The organism is Streptomyces sp. NPDC031418, from assembly GCF_055581605.1.
Genome location: NZ_JBVIJC010000008.1, coordinates 244,843 through 263,317, shown reverse-complemented (window position 1 = coordinate 263,317; position 18,475 = coordinate 244,843). Strand labels below are relative to the sequence as shown.

The 18,475-nt window shown below is 74.2% G+C and carries 14 protein-coding genes; 6 read left to right on the top strand and 8 right to left on the bottom strand.

The window, feature by feature from the left end:
• Positions 1-29 precede the first annotated feature (29 nt).
• Entirely contained in the window at positions 30-2,120 is a 2,091-nt protein-coding gene (locus ACZ5CZ_RS13965; RefSeq protein WP_385842086.1) for a HelD family protein, read from the bottom strand.
• Positions 2,121-2,432: 312 nt separating this feature from the next.
• On the opposite strand from ACZ5CZ_RS13965, the gene ACZ5CZ_RS13960 reads away from it, so the two are divergent.
• On the top strand, positions 2,433-2,615 hold the full coding sequence (locus ACZ5CZ_RS13960; RefSeq protein WP_385842085.1) for a hypothetical protein: 183 nt from the start codon (positions 2,433-2,435) through the stop codon (positions 2,613-2,615).
• Between the two features lie 7 nt (positions 2,616-2,622).
• On the opposite strand, the gene ACZ5CZ_RS13955 is transcribed toward ACZ5CZ_RS13960, so the two are convergent.
• Both ACZ5CZ_RS13955 and ACZ5CZ_RS13950 read right to left on the bottom strand, forming a co-directional pair.
• Positions 2,623-4,266, bottom strand: a complete 1,644-nt coding sequence (locus ACZ5CZ_RS13955) for a DNA repair helicase XPB (protein WP_385842084.1) — start codon at positions 4,264-4,266, stop codon at positions 2,623-2,625.
• A 93-nt stretch (positions 4,267-4,359) separates the two neighbouring features.
• Positions 4,360-7,002, bottom strand: a complete 2,643-nt coding sequence (locus ACZ5CZ_RS13950) for a helicase-associated domain-containing protein (RefSeq protein ID WP_468942516.1) — start codon at positions 7,000-7,002, stop codon at positions 4,360-4,362.
• 98 nt (positions 7,003-7,100) lie between these two features.
• On the opposite strand from ACZ5CZ_RS13950, the gene ACZ5CZ_RS13945 reads away from it, so the two are divergent.
• Both ACZ5CZ_RS13945 and ACZ5CZ_RS13940 read left to right on the top strand, forming a co-directional pair.
• The gene (locus tag ACZ5CZ_RS13945; RefSeq protein ID WP_468942513.1) at positions 7,101-8,204 is read left to right on the top strand and encodes a hypothetical protein; all 1,104 of its coding nucleotides are present in this window, start codon (positions 7,101-7,103) and stop codon (positions 8,202-8,204) included.
• A 235-nt stretch (positions 8,205-8,439) separates the two neighbouring features.
• Positions 8,440-9,054 carry an HAD family hydrolase gene (locus ACZ5CZ_RS13940; protein ID WP_468942510.1) on the top strand — a complete coding sequence of 205 codons (615 nt, stop codon included), beginning with the start codon at positions 8,440-8,442 and terminating at the stop codon, positions 9,052-9,054.
• A gap of 51 nt (positions 9,055-9,105) precedes the next feature.
• On the opposite strand, the gene ACZ5CZ_RS13935 is transcribed toward ACZ5CZ_RS13940, so the two are convergent.
• Positions 9,106-9,363, bottom strand: coding sequence for a hypothetical protein (locus tag ACZ5CZ_RS13935; RefSeq protein ID WP_385842078.1), 258 nt, complete (start codon positions 9,361-9,363; stop codon positions 9,106-9,108).
• A 164-nt stretch (positions 9,364-9,527) separates the two neighbouring features.
• Between ACZ5CZ_RS13935 and ACZ5CZ_RS13930 the strand changes: the two genes are divergently transcribed.
• The gene (locus ACZ5CZ_RS13930; RefSeq protein ID WP_385842077.1) at positions 9,528-9,911 is read left to right on the top strand and encodes a cold-shock protein; all 384 of its coding nucleotides are present in this window, start codon (positions 9,528-9,530) and stop codon (positions 9,909-9,911) included.
• A gap of 23 nt (positions 9,912-9,934) precedes the next feature.
• Here ACZ5CZ_RS13930 and ACZ5CZ_RS13925 read toward each other — a convergent pair whose 3' ends face one another.
• The 4 genes from ACZ5CZ_RS13925 to ACZ5CZ_RS13910 all read right to left on the bottom strand — a co-directional run bounded on the left by ACZ5CZ_RS13925 (position 9,935) and on the right by ACZ5CZ_RS13910 (position 13,713).
• Complete coding sequence (locus ACZ5CZ_RS13925) at positions 9,935-10,798, bottom strand: 1,4-dihydroxy-6-naphthoate synthase (protein WP_468942505.1); 864 nt, start codon at positions 10,796-10,798, stop codon at positions 9,935-9,937.
• A complete protein-coding gene (locus ACZ5CZ_RS13920; protein ID WP_385842074.1) occupies positions 10,785-11,612 on the bottom strand; it encodes a futalosine hydrolase in 828 nt (275 codons plus the stop codon). The genes ACZ5CZ_RS13925 and ACZ5CZ_RS13920 overlap by 14 nt, the downstream gene beginning before the upstream one ends.
• Positions 11,585-12,058 (bottom strand): DUF2771 domain-containing protein, encoded by a 474-nt coding sequence (locus ACZ5CZ_RS13915; RefSeq protein ID WP_385842073.1) that lies wholly within the window; start codon positions 12,056-12,058, stop codon positions 11,585-11,587. The genes ACZ5CZ_RS13920 and ACZ5CZ_RS13915 overlap by 28 nt, the downstream gene beginning before the upstream one ends.
• Before the next feature lie 254 nt (positions 12,059-12,312).
• A complete protein-coding gene (locus ACZ5CZ_RS13910; protein WP_385842071.1) occupies positions 12,313-13,713 on the bottom strand; it encodes an MFS transporter in 1,401 nt (466 codons plus the stop codon).
• Between the two features lie 292 nt (positions 13,714-14,005).
• Between ACZ5CZ_RS13910 and ACZ5CZ_RS13905 the strand changes: the two genes are divergently transcribed.
• Both ACZ5CZ_RS13905 and ACZ5CZ_RS13900 read left to right on the top strand, forming a co-directional pair.
• Positions 14,006-14,932 (top strand): DUF3027 domain-containing protein, encoded by a 927-nt coding sequence (locus ACZ5CZ_RS13905; protein WP_385842070.1) that lies wholly within the window; start codon positions 14,006-14,008, stop codon positions 14,930-14,932.
• 208 nt (positions 14,933-15,140) lie between these two features.
• A complete protein-coding gene (locus ACZ5CZ_RS13900; protein WP_468942500.1) occupies positions 15,141-18,299 on the top strand; it encodes a sacsin N-terminal ATP-binding-like domain-containing protein in 3,159 nt (1,052 codons plus the stop codon).
• Positions 18,300-18,475: the final 176 nt, after the last annotated feature.

Below are 18,475 nucleotides of genomic sequence, written 5' to 3'. Positions count from 1 at the left end.
TTCAGGGGACGAGCGGGACGGCCGACACCCTACTCATCGCCCGCCGCACCGAGTTCCGCAGGCACCGGTGCCGAGTGCGCCACGATCAGGCCCGACACCGCACGGGTCAGCGCCACGTACAGCCGCCGCAGGCCCGTCCGTTCGTCCGGCTCGCCGTCGACCACCGCCTGCGGCTCGTCCAGGACCACGTAGTCGTACTCCAGACCCTTGGCGAGGGATGCCGGGACCAGCGTCAGCCGGGTCTCGCGGGTGGTCTCCGCGCCGGGGTCGAGATAGGCGATCCCCGCCGCCGTCAGCGCCTCGGCCAGCACCGGCACCCGCGCGTCCGCGGCGATCAGCCCGATCGAGCCCTCGTGCCGCAGCAACTCCTCGCAGGCGGCGACGACTTCCGCCTCCGTGCCGACCGGACGGATCTCGAAGAAGCCCGGGTTCTCCCGGACGGAGGCGACCGGGGTGAGCCCCGGCGCGATGTGCGGGAGCAGCCGGGAGGCGTAGGTGATGACGTCCGTGGGGACACGGAAACCGGCCGTCAGCTCCTCCACGACCCCCTCCGGCTTGCCGAGGTGCCCCAGCGCGTCCGCCCAACTCCGCGTCGCCCAGGGGGTCGTACCCTGCGCCAGGTCGCCCAGCACGGTCGCGCTGCCGGTCGTACAGCGCCGCCCCACGGCCCGGTACTGCATCGGCGACAGATCCTGCGCCTCGTCCAGCACCACATGGCCGAGCGAGTGCGTGCGCTGGATCAGGTCGGCGGCCTCGTCGACCAGTACCGCGTCCGCCGAGGACCACTTGGCCGACTTCACGCTCCGCACCGGCTTCGCCCAGAGGATCGTCTTCTGCTCGTCCTCGTCCAGGATCCCCTCCGCGTGCTCGGCGAGGAACTCCGCGTCGGTCAGCAGCCGCAGCACCAGCTTGGCCGGGTCGACGGCCGGCCAGACCGCCTTCACGGCCGCCTTCACCGCGGCGTTGCGCGCGACCGCGTCCTGCACCCGGTCGTCCGGCGCCTCCCCGGCCCGCTCCATCTGCACCAGCACCGCGTGCGCGATCCGCTGCGGCAGCGCCTCCCGGGCGGCGCCGTACCGGATGTCCCGGTCCAGCAACTCCCGTACCAGCTCCTCGATCTCGTACGCCGGGACCCGCCAGCGCCGCGACCCGCGTACGACCATCACGGGCTCGGTCGGCATGGTCACATGCGCGTACAGCGCCCGGCGCAGCACCTCGGCCATCCGCGCGTCGCCCTTGATCACGGCCGCGGCCGCGTCGTCCGTGCCGCGCACCTCCACATGCGCGACCAGGTCGTCCACGGTGGCCTGCTGGACGGCCAACTCGCCCAGCGCGGGCAGCACTTGCTCGATGTAGTGCAGGAAGGAGCGGTTCGGCCCGATGACCAGGGTGCCGGTGCGGGCGAGCCGCTCCCGGTGGGCGTAGAGCAGATAGGCGACCCGGTGCAGACCGACGGCGGTCTTACCGGTGCCGGGGCCGCCCTGCACACAGACCGTGCCGGACAGACCGGAGCGCACGATCTCGTCCTGCTCCGGCTGGATGGTGGCGACGATGTCCCGCATCGGACCGACACGCGGCCGCTCGATCTCCCGCTGGAGCAGCTTGCTGGTGGCGGCGGTCTCCTCCGGGTCGGAGAGATGCTCGTCCTCGTAGGCGGTCAGATCGCCGCCGGTGTAGCCGAAGCGGCGGCGCAGCCCGACGTCCATGGGGTCCTTCTTGGACGCCCGGTAGAACGGCTGCGAGACCGGCGCACGCCAGTCGATCACCATGGGGTCGCCGTCGGCGTCGTGCACATGCCGCCGCCCGATGTAGAACCGCTCGCCCTCCGCGCCCTCGGCCTGCGCCGCGCCCGGGGCGTGCAGATAGTCGAGCCGCCCGAAGAACAGCGGGGTGTCGCTGAGGTCCGCCAGCGCCTTGATGCGGTCGTCGATCTGGCGGGCGAGCACCTCGGCGTTGACCCAGTTCGCGGTGACGTCGCGGATGTCCAGGGACTCCACGTCCTCGCGCATGGCGCGCAGGGCGGCGCGGGACGCGGCGAGGTGGGCGCGCTCCCGGCCGAGGGGGTCGCTGTGGGCGTCGGAGTGCTGGGCGTCGAGCGGTTCTTGGGCGGGCGCGGACAAGGGAGTGCCTCCGGTGGACCTGCGGGGTGGCTACGACGGTGCCGTCCGGTTTCCGTCCGGGCGGCGGCGCTCCGTGGGGGAGGCGGGCAAGAGCGGAGATTGTAGGGGAGGCGGCACGGCCGCGGCCAACGAATTTCCGGCCGCGGCCGCTGCACGCCGGCCTGCCGGGGAGGTCGGCGCTCTGGTGACCCCTAGGGGACGGAAGGCCCCCGGAGTAGGGGGCCGCCTCCACCCGGAGGTGCAGGCGGAGCCGTCCGGAACTGGCTCCGCAGACCGATGCGGACTACCCGCCGGAAGTTCCACCATGGAGACATGACCGCAGCAACCATCTCCCCATCCCCTGTCCGGCCCCCGAGCGGCGCCACTGCGGTGGACGGCGCCCCCCGCCACCTGATCGGCAGCGCCCTGCGCGCGATCAAGGTGTTCGCGGAGGCGGCGTTCGGCGTGGTCGTGCTCGGTGAGTACGGCGAGGACGTGGGCATACGCAGAAAGTGAGCCGGCTCTACCCGTCGGCGAGGATCTCGTCCGCGTCCATGATCCGGTAGGCGTACCCCTGCTCGGCCAGGAAGCGCTGGCGGTGGGCGGCGAAGTCCTGGTCGATGGTGTCCCGGGCGACCACCGAGTAGAAGTGCGCCTGGTGACCGTCGGCCTTCGGACGCAGCACCCGGCCGAGCCGCTGGGCCTCCTCCTGCCGGGAGCCGAAGGTGCCGGACACCTGGATGGCGACCGTGGCCTCGGGCAGGTCGATGGAGAAGTTCGCGACCTTGGAGACGACCAGGACGCTGATCTCGCCCTCGCGGAAGGCGTCGAAGAGCTTCTCGCGCTGGGCGTTGGAGGTCTCGCCCTTGATCACCGGCGCGTTCAGATGCTCGCCCAGCTCGTCCAGCTGATCGATGTACTGGCCGATCACCAGGATCTGCTGCCCGGCGAACCGGCGGACGATCGCCTCGGTCACCTTCCGCTTGGTGTCCGTGGTGGCACAGAAGCGGTACTTCTCCTCCGCCTCGGCGGTCGCGTAGGCGAGCCGCTCGGAGTCGGTGAGATTGACCCTGACCTCGACACAGTCGGCGGGCGCGATATAGCCCTGCGCCTCGATCTCCTTCCAGGGGGCGTCGAAGCGCTTGGGCCCGATCAGCGAGAACACGTCCGACTCGCGGCCGTCCTCACGGACCAGGGTGGCCGTCAGCCCCAGCCGCCGCCGGGCCTGGAGATCGGCGGTGAACTTGAACACCGGAGCCGGAAGGAGGTGCACCTCGTCGTAGACGATCAGACCCCAGTCCCGGGAGTCGAACAGCTCCAGGTGCGGATAGACGCCCTTCCGCCGGGTCGTCAGCACCTGGTAGGTGGCGATGGTGACCGGGCGGATCTCCTTCTTCGTGCCGCTGTACTCGCCGATCTCCTCCTCGGTCAGCGAGGTCCGCTTCACCAGCTCGTGCTTCCACTGCCGGGCGGAGACCGTGTTGGTGACGAGGATCAGCGTGGTGGACTTGGCCTGCGCCATGGACCCGGCGCCCACCAGCGTCTTGCCCGCACCGCAGGGGAGCACGACCACGCCGCTGCCGCCGTGCCAGAAGTTCTCCACGGCCTGCTTCTGGTACGGCCGCAGCGTCCAGCCGTCCTCCAGCAGTTCGATCGGGTGCGCCTCACCGTCCACATACCCGGCGAGGTCCTCGGCCGGCCAGCCCAGCTTCAGCAGCGTCTGCTTGATCTGCCCGCGCTCGGAGGGGTGCACGACCACCGTGTCCGGGTCGATCCGCGCCCCGACCAGCGGGGCGATCCGCTTGGACTTCAGCACCTCCTCCAGCACCGGCCGGTCGGTGGTGGTGAGGACGAGTCCGTGCGCCGGGTGCTTGCTGAGGGTGAGCCGGCCGTAGCGGTCCATCGTCTCGGCGATGTCCACGAGCAGCGCGTGCGGCACGGGATAGCGGCTGTACTCCACGAGCGCGTCCACGACCTGCTCGGCGTCGTGCCCGGCGGCCCGCGCGTTCCACAGACCGAGCGGGGTCACCCGGTAGGTGTGGATGTGCTCGGGCGCCCGCTCCAGCTCGGCGAAGGGCGCGATGGCCCGACGGCAGTCGTCGGCCCGCTCGTGGTCGACCTCCAGCAGGAGGGTCTTGTCGGACTGGACGATCAGCGGACCATTCACGCGCGGCACACCCTTTCCACACGGCCATTCGATACGGCCAAACGTCCAGTGTGCCTCACCGGCGGCGGCAGGGCCGTATGTGTGCCACAGGGCTCAGTCCTCCGCCAGTTCCGCCACGCCCGTGATGCGGTGGAGGGGGTAGGTGCGGACCTCGTCGGCGGTGTGGTCGTAGGCCGTGACGAAGCCGCCCTCGACACGGATCGGGGCGATGACCCGCTGGCTGGCGGCGCCCTCGGCGTTGACGTAGCCGATCCACAGGGACTCGCCGGTCAGGACGGCCGCCTGGACGGTGGCCAGGGTCTCGGCGGAGGAGGTGCGGGGCAGCTCGCCGCCCGCGAGGGGGGCGGCGGAGCCGGGCGGCTTGCGCGGGGTGGTCGCGGCCAGGTCGCCGGCCCGGATCGCGCGGATCGCCGCCGCGAGAAGCGTGGGGTCGGGCGGCGGCGGACCCTCCGGCACCGGCTCGGGCGCGGTGCGCGGCGGGGTGCGGTGGGCGTGGGCCCGGGTGATCAGGACGTCGCCCTCGGCGGACTCCGCGGCGGGCGCGTAGCCCATCGCGCGCAACCCCTCCAGCAGGGACGCCGGGTCGGTCTGGGCGGCCAGCACGGTCGGGGCCAGGCGGCGCAGCCGCAGCGGGGCGGCGCGCTTGTCGGCGAGGATCTCGCCCAGCAGGGTGTCGTCGTCGCAGCGGACGTACGCGGAGGCGGCGCCGACCCGCAGATGGCCGTGCTTACGGGCCACGTCGTCGATCAGATAGGCGAGCGGCTGCGGGACCGGCGTACGGGAGTGCTGGTTGAGGAAGGCGTGCAGATCGGCGGCGGTGCGGCCGGCGTCCAGGGCGCGCCGGACCGAGGCGGGGGTGAACCGGTACACCGTCGCCCCGCCCTTGGACTCCACGTCCGCGAGCACGCCCAGCATGTCGGCGAGCGGGCGCTGGAGGGGCCCGGGGGCCACCGCCGTCAGGTCGGCCTGGAGCAGGACGTGGTCCAGGGGCTCCGGGAGGAGCGGGGCGAGAAGCCGGGCGGCGGCGGCCGTCGCCACGGCCTGCTCAGCTGGGGCGAGCGGCGCGGACCCGGCGACGGGCCGGCGGTGATGGACGGGGAGCTTGTCGCCGGGACCGGAGGGTTCGAGGGAGGGGGAGGGGGAGGGGGAGGGTTCCCCCGTGGGTGCCGGGCTTCCCGCCGGCCCAGCCCCGGGGTGTCCCGCCGGCCCGGCTGCCGTATGCCCCGCCGGCCCGGCCTCCGTGTGTCCCGGCGGGCCGCCGAGCAGGGCGCGGCCGTGGGCCGACAGGGCGCCGCGGCCGGTGACGCCGAGGAGTTCCGCCTCGGTGAGGGTCCAGCGGGCGAGCCGGGTGCGCAGATCGTCGGCGCCGTCCTGCTGCGGGCCGCGCAGCGGGCGTTCCCAGCTCAGCCGGGCCAGCACCGACTCCTGGTCGGGGGCGGCGCCCTCCGGCAGCGCGGCCAGCAGGGTCAGCACCCGGTGCCGTACCTCGGGGGCGGCGGAGCGGTCGAGGCCGGGGCCGAGCGCGGAGAGCGTACGGTCCTTGGCGTCCCGGCCGCCGACCAGCCCGGAGGTGCGGGTGGCCGTGAGCCAGGCCTCGGCGAGCTGGGCCCAGCGTTCGGCGGGGGGCCGTTCGAGCCACTCGTCGTAGGCGGGGGTGGCCGCGTACCGCTCGTCGGCCTCGCCGTCGGAGGCGACCAGCCCGGCCGTGTAGGCCAGCTCGGCCCAGAAGGCGGCCACCGGTTCGGACACGTCGAGGGCGACGGCGGTCCGCTTCAGGTCCCGCACGCTCAGTCCGCCGGCCCGCAGCACCGCGGGGCCGCCCTCGTCCCAGTCCTTCAGCAGCTCCTCGACGGTGGCGAGCGCGGTGTACGCCTGCCCGGCCGCCGTGGCGTCCACCATCCGGGGACTGTGCGTGGCGGCCGCCTCGACCGCGGGCGGCAGCGGCTCCGGCGCCCGGTGCGCGCGGCCCTCGCGCAGGTGCAGGGCGACCTCGCGGGGCAGGACGACCGTGCCCGGCGTGGTGGGCAGCAGCAGGCCGCGGTCGAGCAGCCAGCGCAGATGGGCGGCCGGTTCCGCGGTGACCTGGCCGTACGGCGGCCCCCACACCAGCCGGGACAGCACCTCGCGGGCGCCCTCCGGTGCGCCGGCGAGCAGCTTGGCCATCTTCTTCCGGTGGCCGAACAGGGCGGACAGCGCACCCACCGCGGACACCGAGTCATGGGTCGAGGGCAGCCCGGCCGCCGCGACGATCTCCTGGATCCGGCCCGGCGACATACCGGAGGTGGCCTCCTGCACGCTGGGTCCGAGCCCGGTCGGGGAGGGCCGCCCGGGGGCGGGCGCGAGCAGTTCGCGGGCGGTGCGGACGAGCCGGAGCCGGTCGTCGTCGCCCCACACCAGCGCCTGTTCGCGCAGGGTGGCGAGGGCGTGCGGGAGCGCGGCGGCCACGGCGGGGTCACCGCTGTCGCCCGCCATCAGACCGAGCAGGACCGGGTACGGGGCCGGGTCCGGGGCGACGGCCAGCGCCTCCGCGGTCTGGAGGGCGAACCGGTCCAGCCGTTCCAGGGCGCGCAGCACCGAGGCGCGGGTGCCGGCGCGGGTGGCCAGCTGGGTGAGGTCGGTGGGGACGGGCGTGATGAGGTCCGGGCGGCTGCGCAGAAGCACGGCCAGGGAGGCGTCGTCCCTGGCGCGGAGTGCCTCCGCCAGGGACCGAGGGGCGGCGTGGGCCTCGGGGCTCATCCGGTCAACGGTAGCGGACGCCCCGGCCCGTCCGGTGGCCGAGAAGGAGTACGGTCCTCACGGGGTTTCAGTCGGCGTCGCCCCGGAGGGGTAGTCCGTTGGGGATCGAAAGCGACCAGGTCGTCTACGAGTATCTGAGCCGCGTCGGGGACATCGCCCAGCAGCGGCAGTTGCCCTCGTCCACGCGGATGCGGCTCGTGTCCGAGCTGCGGAACGAGATCGACCGGCACCGGGCCAAGGTGACGGTGGACTCCCCGGCGGCCGTCCGCCGCATCCTGGAGCGCCTCGGCAGCCCGGACGAGGTGGTCACGGCGGCGGGCAGCGGGTCCGGTGGGCCGGGCGGGGCGGGCGTGCCGCAGCCGCCGGCCGCCTCGGTGCCCGTCCAGCCGGCGCCGTGGGAAAGGACATCGGGCGCTTCGGGCGCTTTGGGTGCTTCGGGTGAGGAGCGGCCGAAGGGACTGCGCCGGGTGCCGCGGCCGCGCCGGAAGCCCGCCGAGCCGGCCCCGCCGTCCGCTCCGCGCGATGTGCCGTCCCCGCCGCATCTCGCCGGGGCGCAGGAGCTCGGGGGCAGCGCGGTGCAGCCGGACTGGTGGCGGGTGGCGCCGGGGCCGGCCGGCTTCGCCGAGACCGACTCGGTTCCGGGCTTCGTGGGGGGAGTGGAGATTCCGGAGCTGCTCCGGCGGCCCCCGCAGCGGGAGGAGGAGGCGGACGGGCAGCTCACGGAGGAGGCGGCACCGGAGCCGGAAGCGGCGGTCCGGCGCCGTGGCCTCTTCGGCCGCCGGACCCCGGCCGCGCCCCCCGCCGCGGCGGTCGCGGACGAACCGGCCGCGGCCCCGGCCCGCCGGCGTCTCCTGGCTCCGGCCGGCGGCTGGTCCAACCCCCTTCTGCTGCTGGCTGCCGCCTCGCTGGTGGCCGGGGCCGTGCTCGGCAGCTGGATCGCGCTGCTCCTGGGCTGGCTGATCGCCTACGGCTCCCGGCGGCTGAGCCCGGCGGAGAGCAAGTGGGCGGTGCTGGTGCTGCCCGGTACGGCGGCGGCCGCCGGGATGGTGTGGCTGTGGGGCAGGCAGACGGGCCGCTGGGGTGAGCCGATCGCCCAGGGGCAGATGAGCGACGCGATCGGGCAGACCTGGCCGTGGGTGGTGCGGGGTGCGGCGGTGGCGTCGGCGCTGTATCTGGTCTGGCGCTCCCAGCGGCAGCGGTAGCGGTAGCGGTGCCGGGCACCGGCCCGGCGGAAGCAAACAGCGTTGGCTGTACCGGGCACCCGCCCGGCGGAAGCAAGCAGCGTTGGCTGTGCCGGGCACCGGCCCGGCGGAAGCAAACAGCGTTGGCTGTACCGTGCACCGGCCCGGCGGAAGCAAGCAGCGTTAGCTGTACCGTGCACCGGCCCGGCCGGATAAACGGTCACCCCGCCCGGCGCGACCCGGCAGAATGATCCCCATGACCCTCACCGTCGGCTTCGATCTCGACATGACCCTCATCGACTCCAGGCCGGGCATCCGCGCCTGCTATCTGGCACTGTCGGAGCGGACGGGGACGTACATCGACGCGGACCTCGTCGTCACCCGGCTGGGACCGCCGCTCGCCGACGAGATGGCCAACTGGTTCCCGGCCGAGCAGGTGCCCGCGATGTCGGATCTGTACCGGGAGATGTACCCGTCGTACGCCATCGCCGCGACCCCCGCCATGGCCGGTGCGCGGGAGGCGATCGCCGCGGTGCGGGAGGCCGGCGGGCGGACGATGGTGGTCACGGCGAAGTACGAGCCGAACGCCAAGCTGCACCTGACCCACCTCGCCCTCGAGCCGGACGTGGTCGTGGGCGACCTGTGGGCCGAGCAGAAGGCGGAGGCGCTGCGCGAGTACGGCGCGGACGTGTACGTCGGCGATCACACCGGCGATGTGCGCGGGGCGCGTGCGGCGGGCGCGCTGTCGGTGGCGGTGGCCACCGGCCCCTGCCCGGCCGACGAGCTGCGCGCGGCCGGTGCGGACGTGGTCCTGGAGGACCTGTCCGCCTTCCCGGCATGGCTGTCCGCCCACCGGGCGGCCGCGGCCTAGCACGGCCCGGGCCCGGCACCCGCCGGATACCGGGCCCACCGCACGGCGGGCTCAGTGGGCGGCCGAGGCGTCCCGTGCCTGGCGGCGGCCCGCGGCGATCGAGCGGAGTACGCCCGCCCCGGCGAGCAGGAATCCGACGGCCATGAGCATGCTCAGGCCGTACATATAGGTCGGAAAAGGCTTCGCGCCGAGGAACAGCGGAACCACCGTGACCAGGGTGGCCAGGGCACCGATGAAGAAGACGACGGCACCGGCGCGGATCAGTCCGTCACCGGGTCCGGCGGAATTCGTTTGGGTTTTGTCACGCACCGGACCAGGGTAGTTCCCTGCGCGAGAGAACAACCGGGGGACGTCTTGTCACCCGCCCGAAGACCATTAGCCTTGGTAGCGGCGGGTCACGGTCGACCCGCTCTAGTGCTATCAAGAGCCGTTTCCGAGCAGTTTTCCCAACGAGTACGAGGACGAGGACAGACGTGCCTACCGGCAAGGTCAAGTGGTTCAACAGCGAGAAGGGCTTCGGCTTTCTCTCCCGCGACGACGGCGGTGACGTCTTCGTCCATTCCTCTGTTCTCCCCGCCGGCGTCGATGCGCTCAAGCCCGGACAGCGGGTGGAGTTCGGTGTCGTCGCCGGTCAGCGCGGCGACCAGGCGCTGTCGGTGATCCTGCTGGACCCGACCCCGTCCGTCGCCGCCGCCCAGCGCAAGAAGCCGGACGAGCTGGCCTCGATCGTGCAGGACCTGACGACCCTCCTCGAGAACATCACCCCGATGCTGGAGAAGGGCCGTTACCCCGAGAAGGCCTCCGGCAAGAAGATCGCCGGCCTGCTGCGCGCGGTCGCCGACCAGCTGGACGTCTGACCAGCTGGACGTCTGACCAGCAGCTAGACCGCCGGGAAGGCGAGCGCATCCGGGCCGAGGGGCGGCAGCAGCCCCTCGGCCGCCGCGCGGGTGAGCAGCCCGCGGACCGCCGCGTAGCCGTCCTCGCCGAGGTCGGCGGTGAACTCGTTGACGTAGAGACCGATGTGCTGGTCGGCGACGGCCGGGTCCATCTCCTGGGCGTGCTCCATGACGTACGGCCGGGAGGCCTCGGGGTCGTCCCAGGCGGCGCGTACCGAGGCGCGGACGGCGTCCGCGAGCCGGCCGAGCGCCTCGGCGCCCAGCGAGCGCTTGGCGATGATCGCGCCCAGCGGGATCGGCAGCCCGGTGGTGTGCTCCCAGTGCTCGCCCATGTCGGCCAGCTTGTGCAGCCCGTAGTCGCGGTAGGTGAACCGGGCCTCGTGGATGACCAGTCCGGCGTCCACCTTCCCGTCCCGCACGGCCGGCATGATCTCGTGGAACGGCATGACCACGATCTCGCCGACCCCGCCGGGCAGGGTGTCCGCCGCCCAGAGGCGGAACAGCAGATAGGCGGTCGACTTCTCGCTCGGCACGGCCACCGTACGGCCCGTCAGGTCCGTGCCCGCCTCCCGGCTGAGCACCAGTGGCCCGCAGCCCCGCCCGAGCGCACCGCCGCACGGCAGCAGCGCGTACTCGTCGAGGACGTACGGCAGGACGGCGTACGACACCTTCAGTACGTCGAACTCGCCGCGCTCGGCCATGCCGTTGGTGAGGTCGATGTCGGCGAAGGTCACGTCCAGCGCGGGGGCGCCGGGGACGCGGCCGTGGGCGAGGGCGTCGAAGACGAAGGTGTCGTTGGGGCAGGGGGAGTAGGCGATCTGCAAGGACCGCTGCTCAGTGGTCGTCATGCTGGTTCCAACTCTCCAGTGCGGGCGCGAGCTTCCCGAAGGCCTCGGTCAGGGCGGCGAGGGCGTCGCCGATGCGCCAGGCGGCGCGGTCGCGGGGGCCGACCGGGTTGGAGATCGCGCGGATCTCCAGGACGGCCGTGCCGTGCGCGTCGGCGGCCTCCGCGACTCCGAACCCCTCCATGCCCTCGGCGAGCGCCCGCGGGTGCCGGGCGCGCAGCTCGGTGGCGCGGGCGGCGGTGCCGGTGACGGTGGAGACGGTCAGGACGGTGCCGGCCGGGGCGCCGGTGGCCTGGGTGGCGGCGCGGACGAGTGATCTCGGCGGGTGGTGCTGGACGGTCCCGAAGCCCAGTTCGGTGACCGGCAGAAAGCCGTCGGCGGTCTCGGCGCCCAGGTCGGCGACGGTGATCCGGTCGGCGACGACCAGCGACCCGACGGGCGCCTGTGGCAGGAATCCGCCGCCGATCCCGGCCGAGACGACCAGGTCGTACGGGGTGCCGGCGAGCCGGGCCGCGGTGAGGGCGGCGGAGACGGAGACGGCGGCGCGGGCCGGGCCGACGCCGGCGTCGAGCAGGTCCCAGCGCCCGGATCCGAAGGTCGCGCGCAGCAGCCCCGTGCCGGGCAGCCACACCTGCTCGAACGGCGAGTCGGGGGACCCCGGCGACTCCGGCGACTCGGGGGACTCAGGCGACTCCGGCGAGCCCGGTGGGAAAAACGCACGCGCCACCGCGTCCCGTTCGGCCGGGACGGCGGTGGCGACGAGGATCCGGTTCCGTGCGGACGTCGGAATCAGGCCTTCTTCAGCTTGAAGGCCCACACGCCCTTGGCGGGGCTGGTGCCCATCTGGATCAGGACGGTGTTGGTGTCGCCCTCGGTGCCGTACTGGGCGTTGAAGAACGCGCTGCCGGGGATCGTGCGGTAGGTCTTCTTGCTGGTGTCCGTGAACTGACGGCCGTTCACCAGGAGCGTCCAGCCGCTGTCCGCGATCTTCGGGTCGACGCCGAAGCGGACGGTGGAGTCCTGGTCGACCTTGATGGACTTGGCGTCGTTGGAGTTCTTGGCGCACTGCACCAGGGACTTGGTGTCCAGCGCCTTCCCGTCGTTGTAGCAGACCGCCTCGGAGTGGACCGAGTCCTCGCCGACGGTGATCGTCGCGACGGGCGTCGGCTTGTCGCAGGCCGACAGCAGAAGCAGTCCGGCGGAAACGGCGCCGGCGGCGGCGACGGCGCGGCGGCGTCGCACAGCGGATTGCAGCGTGGTCATGGCCGAAGGCTATCGGTCGCCCGGAGCCGCCCGCCCACGTGGGGTGCGGCGTGCCCGGTTCGTTACGCCGGGCGGGGCCGGGCGGCGTAACCGTGGCCGGTTCGTTATGCCGGCCGGAGCCCGACTTGCACCTCGTCGGAGCGCCCGCCTGCTGCCGGCCGGAGCGCCCGTGCCTGGTGCCGGCCGGAGTGCCCCTGCCTGCTGCCGCCGGAGTGCCCGTGCCATTGCCGGCCGGCGGCCCCACGCGCCCCCGGTCAGGTCACCCGGCCCCGGGGATAGCCGCCGTGCCGGGCGGAGGACAGCAGCCCCTTCAGCGTGGCCAGCCAGCCGACAGCGACGAAGCAGGCGCCGATCAGCAGGCCCAGAGGGCCGTTGAGCGGCAGCACGATGCCGACCGCGCCACCGAACACCCACGCCATTTGCAGCAGCGTCTCCGAGCGCGCGAACGCCGAGGTGCGCACCAGCTCCGGCACGTCCCGCTGGATCAGCGCGTCCAGCGCCAGCTTGGCCAGCGCCTGCGCGAACCCGGCGACCGCGGCGAGACACGCCACCAGCACCGCCCCGAAGAACAGCGCCGCGACGATCGCCGTGCCCAGCACCACCGCGACGACCGTCACGATGATGATCTCCGGAGCACGTGATTTCAGCCAGGCCCCCACGGCCGTACCGAGGGCGTTGCCCGCGCCCGCCGCGACCCCGACCAGACCCAGCGAGACCGCCGCGCTCTCCCCGGTCAGCGGGTGCTCGCGGAGCAGGAACGCGAGGAAGAAGATCAGGAAGCCGGAGAGGCAGCGCAGCGCGGCGTTGGCGCCGAGCGCGTGGGTGACGGCGGGGCCGACGGTCCGCAGCCCCGGCCGCTTCACCTCCTTGCGGTGCGGCCCGTGCAGATGCTGCGCGTCGGCGGCGAGCAGCGCCACGTCCTCGCCCTTGGCCGAGTCGACCTTCGGGGGCAGCGAGAACGACAGGAACGTTCCCGCGACGAAGATGACGAAGGCGCCGTAGAGCGGCCAGGGATCGCCGGCCCGGTGCAGCCCGGCGGCGATCGGCGCGGCCACACCGGTGGCGAGCAGCCCCGCGAGGGTGACCCGGGAGTTGGCCTTCACCAGGGAGAACCGGGGCGGCAGCAGCCGCGGCACGACGGCGCTGCGGACCACGCCGTACGCCTTGGAGGCGACCAGCACACCGAGCGCGGCCGGGTACAGCTGGAGGCTTCCGGTGGCCACGGCGCCCGAGATGACCAGGGCGAGCAGCGCGCGGGCCAGCATCGCGCCGGCCATCGCGGCCCGGCGGCCGTGCGGCAGCCGGTCCAGGAGCGGGCCGATGACGGGGGCGAGGACGGTGAACGGCGCCATGGTGATGGCCAGGTACAGGGCCACCCGGCCGCGCGCCTCGTCGGTCGGCACGGAGAAGAAGACGGTGGAGGCCAGCGCCACGGTGACCATCACGTCCCCGGCGCCGTTCACGGCGTGCAGCTCGATCAGCTTGCCGAGCCCCGACTCGCCCGCTCCGTGCGCGTGCGTCGCCTTGCGGATACCGCGCGCCGCACCGGTGACCGGCAGGTGCAGGGCACGCCCGACGGAACGGACGGCGCCGCCGACCCGGCTCGCCCCGCCCAACCGAACACCACGCCTGTCCGCGGTTGCCACGTGCTTCATAGTGCCCCGAGAAGGCACCGGATAGTGCGCGACGACCCGGACATCCCGGGCGGGGTTTCGGGTCCGGCGGTGACCGGCACGGTTGTGGAGGGGGTGGGAAAACCTGCCGCGTGGCGGTAACGAATCTTGTTCGGTGTAGCGTGCGTATCTCAGCCATAACGCAGAATGGATGGCAGAGGTGCGCCCGAGCGCGCGGATGCAGACGTCGATGCGGTCCCCCGGTCCGCTCCGTCGGACAGCCCGCCGGAGGCAGCCGCACTCGTGGAGACGGCGTAGGAGAGAAGCGATACCTGTGAGCGCAGCGACAACGCGAAGCCGCACCCCCGACCGCCTGTGCGCCGAGGCCGTCGACCTCGCCCGCACCGCCGCCGAGGAGGCGGCCGCGCCCGGGGTGGTCGGCGAGCACGTCGGCCTGGTGTCGGAGGGCGACCGCGTTGTCACGCACTTCTTCGAGTGCAAGGAGCCGGGCTACCGCGGCTGGCGCTGGGCGGCGACGGTGGCCCGCGCCTCCCGCGCCAAGATCGTGACCCTGGACGAGGTGGTCCTCCTCCCCGGCCCCGACGCCCTCCTCGCCCCCGAGTGGGTGCCCTGGAGCGAGCGGCTGCGCCCCGGCGACATGGGCCCCGGCGATCTCCTCCCCACCGACCAGGAGGACCTGCGCCTGGAGCCCGGCTACTCGGGCGAGGACGAGCCGCTGCCGAACTCCCCGGTGTCCGAGGAGATGGCGGAGCTGGCGGAGGCCGAGGACGCGGACGTCGCCCCCGGCGCCCCCGCCGTCCAGCCCACGATTCCGACCCGGGGCTCGATCGCGGCCGTCGCCGAGGAACTGGGCCTGCGCCGCGCCCGGGTGCTGTCCCGGTACGGCCTGCACACCGCCGCCGACCGCTGGGAGGAGGCGTACGGCCCGAAGACGGCCATGGCCCAGGCGGCCCCCGCCTCCTGCGTGTCCTGCGGTTTCCTCAACCCCATCGGCGGCTCGCTGGGCCAGGCCTTCGGCGTGTGCGCCAACGAGTTCTCGCCGGCGGACGGCCGTGTGGTCTCCCTCGCCTACGGCTGCGGCGGCCACTCGGAGGCGGCGGTCATGCCGAAGCCCCCGCAGCCGGCCCCGCCGGTCCTCGACGAGACCCGGGTCGACCCCTTCCCGCTGCGCCCCGCCCGCGACTCGGGCTCGGTCCCGGAGATCGGCGACGAGGAGACGGCGGAGCTGGGCCACTCCTGAGCCCTCCCGCCACCGCGTCCACCTCCTGCACCTTCCTGTCACCGGGCCGTGGAGAAGCACCTCCGCCGGTCCACGGCCCCGGTGGCGGAAACGGCGCATGCCGGACTGCTCGGCGCTCTCTCCGGCGGTACGGCCCCTGGCCCCACCCTGGGCAAGCCCTCGCCGTCCGCGCTGTACCTTCGTCCCCACGTAGGTGAGGAGAGTGAACGTGAGCAAGTACGTGCGTCCGGCTGCCGAGGGCGCCGACCCCTTCGGCACCGCCCGGCTGCGGCGCGGTGTGCTCGACGCCTGGGCCACCAGCCCCGCGCGGTTCCGCGAGGACGCCAACGCGGAGGAGGACCTGGTCCTCGGCGGCTACCGGGACCGTCTCGTCATCGAGCTGGCGCAGAACGCCGCCGACGCCGCCGCCCGGGCGAAGGTGCCGGGGCGGCTGCACCTCACCCTCCGGGACGGGGTCCTCGTGGCCGCCAACACCGGGGCCCCGCTGGACGCGACCGGTGTCGAGTCGCTGTCCACGCTGCGGGCCTCGGCCAAGCGGGACGCCGAGGCGACGCAGGGGGCCGTGGGCCGGTTCGGGGTCGGCTTCGCGGCCGTGCTCTCGGTGACCGACGAGCCGGCGATCGTGGGCCGGCACGGCGGGGTGCGCTGGTCGCTGGCCGAGGCCCGGGAGCTGGCCCGCGACACGGCCCGGCACAGCCCGGGACTCGGCGACGAGGTGCGCCGGCGGGACGGGCATGTGCCGCTGCTCCGGCTGCCGTTCGCCGCCGAGGGCACCGCTCCGCAGCCGTACGACACGGCCGTCATCCTGCCGCTGCGGGACGCGGCGGCCGCCGGTCTCGCCGAGCGGCTGCTGGACGCCGTCGACGACGCCCTGCTGCTCGCCCTGCCGGGGCTGGCCGAGGTCGTGATCGAGGTCGACGGCGCGGCTCCGCGCACCCTGCGCCGGGAGGCCGACGGCGCCGTCACCGTGGTGGCGGACTCGCGGGGCGGCACCACCCGGTGGCGGACCGTCTCCGCGCACGGCCCGCTCACCCCGGATCTGCTCGCCGACCGGCCCGTCGAGGAGCGGCTGCGACCGCACTGGTCGGTGACCTGGGCCGTACCCGAGGACGGTGACGGGCGCCCCGGGCGGCCCCGGACGTCGGCCGTCGTGCACGCGCCCACCCCCAGCGACGAGCCCCTCGGGGTGCCCGCGCTGCTCATCGCCTCGTTCCCGCTGGACACCACCCGCCGGCACGCCGCGCCCGGCCCCCTCACCGACTTCCTGGTGCAGCGGGCCGCCGACGTCTACACCGAACTGCTCGCCGAGTGGCGGCCGGTGACGGACGGGATCATCGACCTGGTCCCCGGGCCGCTGGGCAAGGGCGAGCTGGACGGCGCGCTGCGGCAGGCGATCCTGGAGCGGCTGCCGCGCACCGCCTTCCTGCCCCCGGCGGCCCCGGCCGGGCGGGACGGCGAGAGCGACAGCGAGCTGAGCGACAGCGAGCTGCCGGTGGCCCTCCGGCCCCGGGACGCCGAGGTCGTGGAGGGCGCCGGGACGGACACCGTCCGGGTGCTCGCCGAGGTGCTGCCCACGCTGCTGCCCGCCGGGCTGGAGCGGCGCGTGGAACTGCGCACCCTCGGTGTCGCCCGGCTGCCCCTGGCCGACGCCGTGGACCGGCTCGCCGGGCTGGAGAAGGACCCGGACTGGTGGTGGCGGCTGTACGACAGCCTCGCCGGGGTCGACCCCGACCGGCTGTCCGGGCTGCCGGTGCCGCTCGCGGACGGGCGGACCACCATCGGGCCCCGCCAGGTGCTGCTGCCCACCCCGGACGGCGCCCGCCTGGACGCGGACGTGCTGGGGCGGCTGGGGCTGAAGGTCGCCCACGAGGACGCCGCCCATCCGCTGCTGGAGAAGCTGGGCGCGCTGCCCGCGACCCCGCGCGCGGTGCTGACCACCCCGCAGGTGCGGGCGGCCGTCGCCGCCTCGCTGGACGAGGACGGCGGGATCGGCGGGTGGGAGGAGGACGCCCCGGACGCCGAGGAGCTGGCGGAGACCGTGCTCTCCCTGGTCCGGGACGCCGGCCTTGAGCCGGGTGACGAGCCCTGGCTGGGCGCCCTGGCGCTGCCCGACGAGGACGGGGAACTGGCTCCGGCCGGTGAGCTGGTGTATCCCGGCAGCGCCTTCGCCCGGGTGATCCGCGAGGGTGAACTGGCCGCCGTCGACCAGGAGTTGGCGGAGCGCTGGGGGGAGCAGCCGCTGACCGCGTGCGGGGTGCTCGCGAACTTCGCGCTGGTGCGGGCCACCGATGTGGTCCTCGACCCGGACGAGCTGGAGCCCCGGGAGGGCGACTACGCCGAGCCGGACGACGCCGGGCTGCTGGACGCCGTGGACGTGTGGTGCGAGGACATCCTCGACCGGTTCCCGGACAGTCCGGTGCCCCCGGTCGCCACCGAACTCGTCGCCGTCCGCGACCTGGATCTCGTCGACGACGACCACTGGCCGGAGGCGCTCGCGCTGCTCGCCCGGCCGCCGCTGCGCGACGCCCTCACCCAGCCGGTCCGCATCCTGCTGCACGACGGCACCCATGAGGTCGTACGGCCGTACACCGCGTGGTGGCTGCGCGGGCACCCGGTGCTCGACGGGCGCCGGCCGGCGGGTCTGCTCGCCGCCGGCGGGGACCCGCTGCTGCGGGGCCTGTACGACGAGGCCGACGCCACCGGGTTCGAGGACGAGCAGGTGCTGCGGGCGCTCGGGGTGCGCACCTCCGTCGGCGCGCTGCTGGACGAGCCGGGCGGGGCCGCCGAGCTGCTGGACCGGATGGCCGACCCGGAGCGGACCGTCACCCCGGCCCAACTGCACGCCCTGTACGGCGCGTTGGCCGAGCTGGACCCCGAGCAGGTGACCCTGCCGGACGAGCTGCGGGCCGTGGTCGACGGGCGGGTGGCGGTCGTGGACGCGGGGGAGGCGGTCGTGGTCGACTCGCCCGACCTGCTGCCGTTCACCTCGGGCGTGCCGCTGCTGCCGGTGCGGCCGTCCCGCGCCGCCGACCTGGCCGAGCTGTTCCAGGTGCGCAGGCTGAGCGAGTCCGTCACCGGCGCGGTCGACTCCGAGGGCGCCGAGCACGACGTACCGGAGCCGGTGCGGGTGCTGCTCGGGCCGCGTACCCCCGAGCGGTACGTCGAGCACGACGAGCTGGTCGTGGACGGCGTGGAGATCGACTGGCGGCTGACCGACGACGGGGTGCTGCACGCGGCCACCCTGGAGGGCGTCGCCGCCGGGCTGGCCTGGGCGGCGGGGCAGTGGCCGCGCCGGTTCGAGGTGGCCGCGCTGCTGGAGGACCCGTCCCGCACCGAGGAGCTGGCCCGCGACCGCTGGTTCGACTGAGCCGCCGAGGAGGGAAAGGGCGCAAAACGGAGCCCTTTCCCTCACTTGTGCAATGGATCAGTAATTCGAGCCCAAAATCGCATCCCGGGGGGCTCCTCTCGTACAACCAAGCGCATCCCCCACGGGTCTCGTCCCGCGAGTCGACCGACTCCTAGGACACTCCTCCCTCCAGGGGA